Genomic DNA, 6,121 nt, shown 5'->3' with positions numbered 1-6,121 from the left:
GCGGCGCGACGGCGGTGCTGTTCGGCGGCACACCGGCGACCTCGTTCATCGTCGACTCACCCACACAGATCACCGCGGTCGCCCCCGCCGGCGCCGGAACCGTCCCGGTCACCGTCACCACACCCGGCGGCACCAGCAACGCCGTCACCTTCTTCTACGTGGGCGCACCCGTCCTCACCTCGATCGTGCCCAGCCAGGGCGCGACCACCGGCGGCACCACGGTCGTCCTCACCGGCACCAACCTCAGCGGCGCGACAGCCGTCAACTTCGGTGCCACACCGGCGACCTCGTTTATCGTCGACTCACCCACACAAATCACCGCGGTCGCCCCCGCCGGCGCCGGAACCGTCCCCGTCACCGTCACCACACCCGGCGGCACCAGCAACCCCGTCAGCTACACCTACGTGGCGGCACCCGTCCTCACCTCCCTGGCCCCCACCGAGGGACCGAGCGGCTCGGTGTCCACCGTCACCCTCACCGGCACGGGACTGACCACCACGACGGCAGTGCTCTTCGGCGCCACGCCGGCGGCGTTCACCGTGTTGTCCGACACCACCATCGCCGCGTCCGCCCCGGTGGGCGCCCCAGGCCCGGTGGCCGTCTCCGTGACCACACTCGGCGGCACGAGCAACTCGCTCACGTACACCCGTATCGCGCCTCCCGAGATCTAGACGCGCTGGCCGGGGGACCGCAGGTCCCGGGGCGGGGCGGTCGCCCGCTCCAAGTGCGGGGCCTGACAGACCGACGTAACGTGACGCTCCAAAGCCAACTGCGGGATTCCCACCCACAGTCGAACAAGGAGCCTATTTCGTGAAACGTTGGGATACGCGGAAGACATGGCAGGCGGGTGCTCTCGCGGCGATAGCAGCGGTTGTAGGTCTCGCCACGCCGGCGATGGCGGCCGATCCGTCCACGACGACGCTCCAGGTGTCACCCCCGACCGCCGCCGCCGGGGCACCCGTTCTGCTGACCGCCACGGTGGTCTGCCCGGGTGACCCCAGCGGCGGCCTCGGCATGACGTTCTTCGACGGTGGCGTCATCCTGGCGACCGTGCCCGTCGCGGCCAACGGGCAGGCCACCCATGTGGCCACCTTCGCGACCGCCGGCACACACACCATCACGGCCGCGTACAACGGGAACGCCAACTGCTTCGCCTCGAACACCACGGCGACGGTCGCGATCACGGCGGGCCCGTACTGCCCCTGGGGACCCGACCCGTGCAAGGACGATCGCCCCGGCTACCCGAACTGCCCCTCGTCGCTCTCGCCTCTGGTGGTCCAGCAGCCCTCCGCCTCGCCCGACCAGTGCCGCTGGTGAACTCGGCGTGCACGCCGCGGACCACAAGGCCTCCGACGCCCCCGACCGGGGCGTCGGAGGCCTTGTGGTCTCATGGGCGGTGTGAACCGCGCCACCGAAGAGACCAACCGCCGGATGCTCCGAGCACGGGACGCCATGGACCGCGGGTACGCACAGCCGCTGGACGTGCCGGCACTCGCGCGCATCGCCCATGTGTCGCAGGCGCACTTCACGCGCACCTTCCGGGCGACCTTCGGTGAGACCCCGCACCGCTATCTGCAGCGCCGCCGCGTGGAGCGGGCGATGTTCCTGCTGCGGGAGGGCGACCTCAGCGTGACGGACATCTGCTTCGAGGTGGGCTTCGGCAGCCCGGGGACCTTCAGCCGCACCTTCCGGGACATCGTGGGCACCTCCCCGCGGGCCTACCGCAGGCAGGCCGCGGCGGCGGCCGTGCCGACGTGCTTCGTGAAGGCGTGGACACGGCCGCGCGCCTGACCACAGGTCGACCGGGCCGCCAGGCCGAACGGCTACGCCCGGGCGCTGGAAGCCGAGCAGTTTCGGATAAGTTTTGGCACCGCCCCGCCGGTAGCGTGATGCCCATGTTCAACGCCATCACGCACTCGCAGATCTACGTCCTCGACCAGGACGAGGCCCTCGACTTCTATGTCGGCAAGCTCGGACTGGAGGTGAACCAGGACGTCGACTTCGGTTTCATGCGCTGGCTCACGGTAAGTGTCCCCGGTCACCCCGAGCGCCAGATCCTGCTGGAGAAGCCGGGCCCGCCGGCGCTGTCCGAGGAGATCGCCCAGCAGGTCCGCGACCTGGTCACCAAGGGCGGCGCGGGCGGTCACCTGATCTTCAGCACCGACGACTGCCGCAAGACGTACGAGACCCTGCGGGACCTCGGCGTGGAGTTCACCGACGAGCCGACCGAGCGCCCGTACGGCATCGACTGCGGCCTGCGCGACCCCTTCGGCAACAGCATCCGCTTCACCCAGTTGAAGGCCTGAGCCGCGGCCGCGAGGCGCCCCGCGCCACCTCCCCGGGCCGCTCCGAGCACGCCGGGCGCCCACCGCCGACCGGGCGGCGCCGAGAACTGCGAGGCGCCGCCCGGCGAGGTGACGCCGACCGCGCGGGCACGGCCGGGCAGGGCCGACGCAGGGTTGGGGGCCGACGCAGGGTTGGGGGCCGACAGCTGCCGGCGGCGTCCGCGCGGGCGCGGCCCGTCCCAGGGGGTGGTGGGGCGCACGGTGGCGTCACGGTGGGGCGCGATGCGATGAACGCGCCACGCCGACCGTCGGACCACCCCGGCCTGTGCCCCATGCCTCGGCCTGCCCCGCGCCCGTGGTATCGCGCCGCCGCACGCCGTCACGACGTGCGCGGCCGGTGCCTCCCCTCTTCCCAAGAGGTCCTCGGCAGCCACCGCTCACAGCGCGCGCGATCAGGGCGCCCCGCGCGCCGCCCGTTGTGTGGATATGCTGCCAACTTGCAATTCGGCTACGGGACTTGGGGGGACCCGCGGCTACTGCCCGCCCATGGGAGGAGCGGTCACGGCGGGTCGCCGACGCCGTGCCCCGCTCCCCCGCTCGCTTCGGTACTCATCGTGACCCGGAGGCCTCGTGACCACCTCTCCGCCCGAACACCCCCAGCCCGCCCCCACCGCCGTACCGCCGCCGGGGTGCCCAGCTCACGGTCTGTACGCCGAGGGGCTGCAGCAGCTGCACGCGCCCAAGGCCGTGGCGAACACCGAGCAGCTGTACGCCGACCTACGCGAGAAGTACGGGGCCGTGGCGCCCGTGGAGATCCCCGGCGGGGTCCGGGCGTGGCTGGTGCTGGGACACCGGGAGAACCTGGAGGTGATGCGGACCCCCTCGCGGTTCTCGGCCGACTCCCGGCTGTGGCGGGACAGCAGGCTGCTCACCCCCGAGCACCCGCTGGCACCGCTGATCGCCTGGCAGCCGCTGGTGAACTTCTCGGAGGGGGAGGACCAGCGCCGCCTGCGGGGAGCAGTCAACGCCAGTCTCGCCGAGTTCAACAACATCGGGGTCCGCCGCAGGATCCAGCACATCGCCAACACGCTGATCGACGGCTTCTGCCGGGACGGACACGCCGACCTGGTCGCGCAGTACGCGCAGCAGGTCCCGATGCTCACGATGATGCGGCTGCTCGGTGTTCCCGAGGAGACCGCCCCCGCGCTGATCGCGGCCTGCCAGGACCTCATCGCCGGCACCGACACCGCGGCGGTGAGCAACCAGTTCGTCATGCGGGTCCTGCAGGACCTGGTCGCCGCCCGCAAGGCCGGTCCCGAGAACGACCTGCCCAGTTTCCTGATCCAGCACGATGCGCGCCTGAACGACACCGAAGTCGCCGAACACCTCCGGCACACCCTGGTGGCGGCGCACACCACCACCAGCGTGCTGCTCGCGGACACGATCGAGATCTACCTCACGGACGTCAAGACGCGCGCCAGCCTGAACGGCAGTACACAGACGCTGGAGGAGTCCGTCGACCACATCCTGTGGGTCCGGCCGCCGCTGGCCGTCCTGCCGGCCCGTTACGCCACCGGCCCGACCAAGCTGGGTGAGCAGACGATCGAGGAAGGCGACATGGTCCTGATGGGCCTGGCGGCCGGGAACGCCGACCCGCAGGTCCGTCCCGACCTCAAGGCGCCCATGCACGGCAACCGCTCGCACCTGGCGTTCAGCGGCGGCGGGCACGAGTGCCCGGGGCAGAACATCGGCCGGGCCATCGTCGAGACCGCGTGCGACGTCCTGCTGACCCGGCTGCCCGACCTGCACGTCTCGGGCGAGACGCAGCGGGTCTTCACCTGGATGGCCCACCCGCTCATCACGCTACCGGTGGAGTTCACCCGCAAGGCTCCCGAAGCACCGGTCACCACGACACATGCACGGGTGGCGCAGCAGGTGACGTCCGCGCTCCCGCAGGCCGTCCCGCAGCCCCTGCCCTCGGCAGCGGCCGCCGCGACGATCCCCGCGGCGGCCCCGGCCCGCAGGCCCTGGTGGCGGAGCCTGGTCGGCCGGTAGCCACGGTCCCCTCCCCTCCGACGTCCCGTCGAACGTCCCGTCCCCGCCCGCCCCGTGCGCGGGCCCGGGACGGGACGTTCGGGCTTCCGCGTCGCCCGGCGCGAGCGGTGGGTCCGGCTCGCGCGGCCCGCCGGGATCTCGGCCGCGGCGCGAAATCGTCGGCACCGTGGCTCATACGGCACTCTTGACGTGATCATCATCGGCGGGACGATTGTTCCCGTCATATGCGCCGCTCGCGCCGCTCTCCGGGCCGCGAACGGTGCCCATGCGAACAGCCGAGGTGATCGAGTGTGGTGCCCAACCGCCGCCGGTCCGCCGTCCTCGGCTTCGCCACCCCGCCAACTGCCTCCAGCGGGCCCCTCCGCATGCCCGCACAACGCAGCCCCGCCCCGTCCGCCACTCCTCCGCACCGCATCACGACGAAAGGATGTCCCATGTCTGTGGGATCGAAGTCCATCCCGCGGGCCCCGGGACGGCTCCCGCTGCTCGGGCACGCCGTACCGCTGGCGCGCTCGCCACTGAGGTTCGTCTCCTCCCTGCGTGACGCGGGCGACCTGGTGCGCGTCGACATCGGGACCATGCCGGTCTACTTCGTCAACTCCTTCGGCCTCGCCCACGACGTCATGGTGGGCAAATCGGCCAGCTTCGAGAAGGGCAGGTTCTTCGACCGGTTGCGCAGCCTGGTCGGCAACGGCCTGGCGACCGCCGACGCCCACACCCACCGGCGCCACCGGCGTCTGATGCAGCCGATGTTCCACCGCGAACGCATCGCCGGATACGGCCGGCTCATGGCCGAACAAGCCCGACGGATCACCGACACCTGGCAGCCGGGCGCGACGCTGGCGGTGGAGGAGGTGATGGGCACGCTGGTCGTCTCCACCGTGGCGGCGTCGATGTTCTCCAGTGACATCGGAGCGCAGGCCCGTGACTGCGTTCGGCGCAACGTGCCGGTCATCATCGAGAACATCCTGCTGCGCACCGTCTCACCGAAGCTGCTCGACCACGTGCCGATCCCGGCCAACCGGCGCTTCGACGCCGCGACCCGCGAACTCCACGACGTGCTGGACAGGGTCATAGCCGACGCCCGCGCCGCGGGCAGTGCCTACGCGCCGGATACTCCGGACGTGCTCTCGACCCTGCTGGACGCCCGTGACGCCGACACCGGGCAGCCGCTGAGCGACGCGGAGGTGCGCGACGAGCTGGGCACGATCCTGTTCGCGGGCACCGAAGCCACAGCCAGCACCCTGGCCTGGTTCTTCCACGAGATAGCCCGTCGTCCCGACATCGAGGCGCGCCTGGTCGCCGAGATCGAACAGGTCGTCGGGAACGGTCCGGTCTCCTTCGAGCACGTGCGGCAACTGCCGCTGATGCAGCGGGTCCTGGACGAGACGGTCCGCCTGCACGGCGTGACCCTCCTGATGCGCCGTGCGATCAAGCCCGTGGAGCTCGGCGGCTACGACCTCGCACCCGGCACCGAGGTCGCGTTCAGCCTCTACGCCCTGCACAGGGACCCGCGGGCCTACCCCGACCCGGAGCGCTTCGACCCCGACCGGTGGCTGCCGGAGAACTCCGGCGACCGGCCGCGCACCGTCTTCCTCCCGTTCGGCGCGGGCAACCGCAAGTGCATCGGCGACGCCTTCGCCTGGACCGCGATCATCATCGCACTCGCCACGATCCTGCCCCGCTGGAAGCTCCGCCACGTTCCGGGCACGTCGCCGAAGGAGGCCGTCTCCGCGGTCCCCCACCCCGACCACCTGCCCATGACTGTGATGCGGCGGGAA

The 6,121-nt window shown here is 71.6% G+C and carries 6 protein-coding genes; all 6 read left to right on the top strand.

Translation table 11 applies throughout. The features are described from left to right. Positions 1–671: IPT/TIG domain-containing protein (locus tag ACRWND_RS30090; protein WP_431955024.1), on the top strand; the 671-nt coding region annotated here is incomplete at its 5' end. Between the two features lie 139 nt (positions 672–810). Further along, positions 811–1,317 carry an Ig-like domain-containing protein gene (locus ACRWND_RS30085; protein ID WP_431955022.1) on the top strand — a complete coding sequence of 169 codons (507 nt, stop codon included), beginning with the start codon at positions 811–813 and terminating at the stop codon, positions 1,315–1,317. A gap of 81 nt (positions 1,318–1,398) precedes the next feature. Beyond that, entirely contained in the window at positions 1,399–1,791 is a 393-nt protein-coding gene (locus ACRWND_RS30080; protein WP_431955020.1) for a helix-turn-helix domain-containing protein, read from the top strand. 104 nt (positions 1,792–1,895) lie between these two features. Beyond that, positions 1,896–2,306: a VOC family protein gene (locus tag ACRWND_RS30075; RefSeq protein WP_431955018.1), complete on the top strand. Its 411-nt coding sequence runs from the start codon at positions 1,896–1,898 to the stop codon at positions 2,304–2,306. Between the two features lie 609 nt (positions 2,307–2,915). Next, the gene (locus ACRWND_RS30070; RefSeq protein WP_431955016.1) at positions 2,916–4,340 is read left to right on the top strand and encodes a cytochrome P450; all 1,425 of its coding nucleotides are present in this window, start codon (positions 2,916–2,918) and stop codon (positions 4,338–4,340) included. A 434-nt stretch (positions 4,341–4,774) separates the two neighbouring features. Then, a partial coding sequence (locus ACRWND_RS30065; RefSeq protein ID WP_431955014.1) for a cytochrome P450 occupies positions 4,775–6,121 on the top strand: 1,347 nt, incomplete at its 3' end.

Source organism: Actinacidiphila sp. bgisy167 (assembly GCF_965342175.1).
Classification (GTDB): domain Bacteria; phylum Actinomycetota; class Actinomycetes; order Streptomycetales; family Streptomycetaceae; genus Actinacidiphila.
This window is presented reverse-complemented; position numbering and strand designations above follow the sequence as displayed.

Excerpts from the sequence above, each read along its gene's own strand:
- ACRWND_RS30075 (WP_431955018.1), top strand. The coding sequence starts at position 1,896 with ATGTTCAACGCCATCACGCACTCGCAGATCTACGTCCTCGACCAGGAC.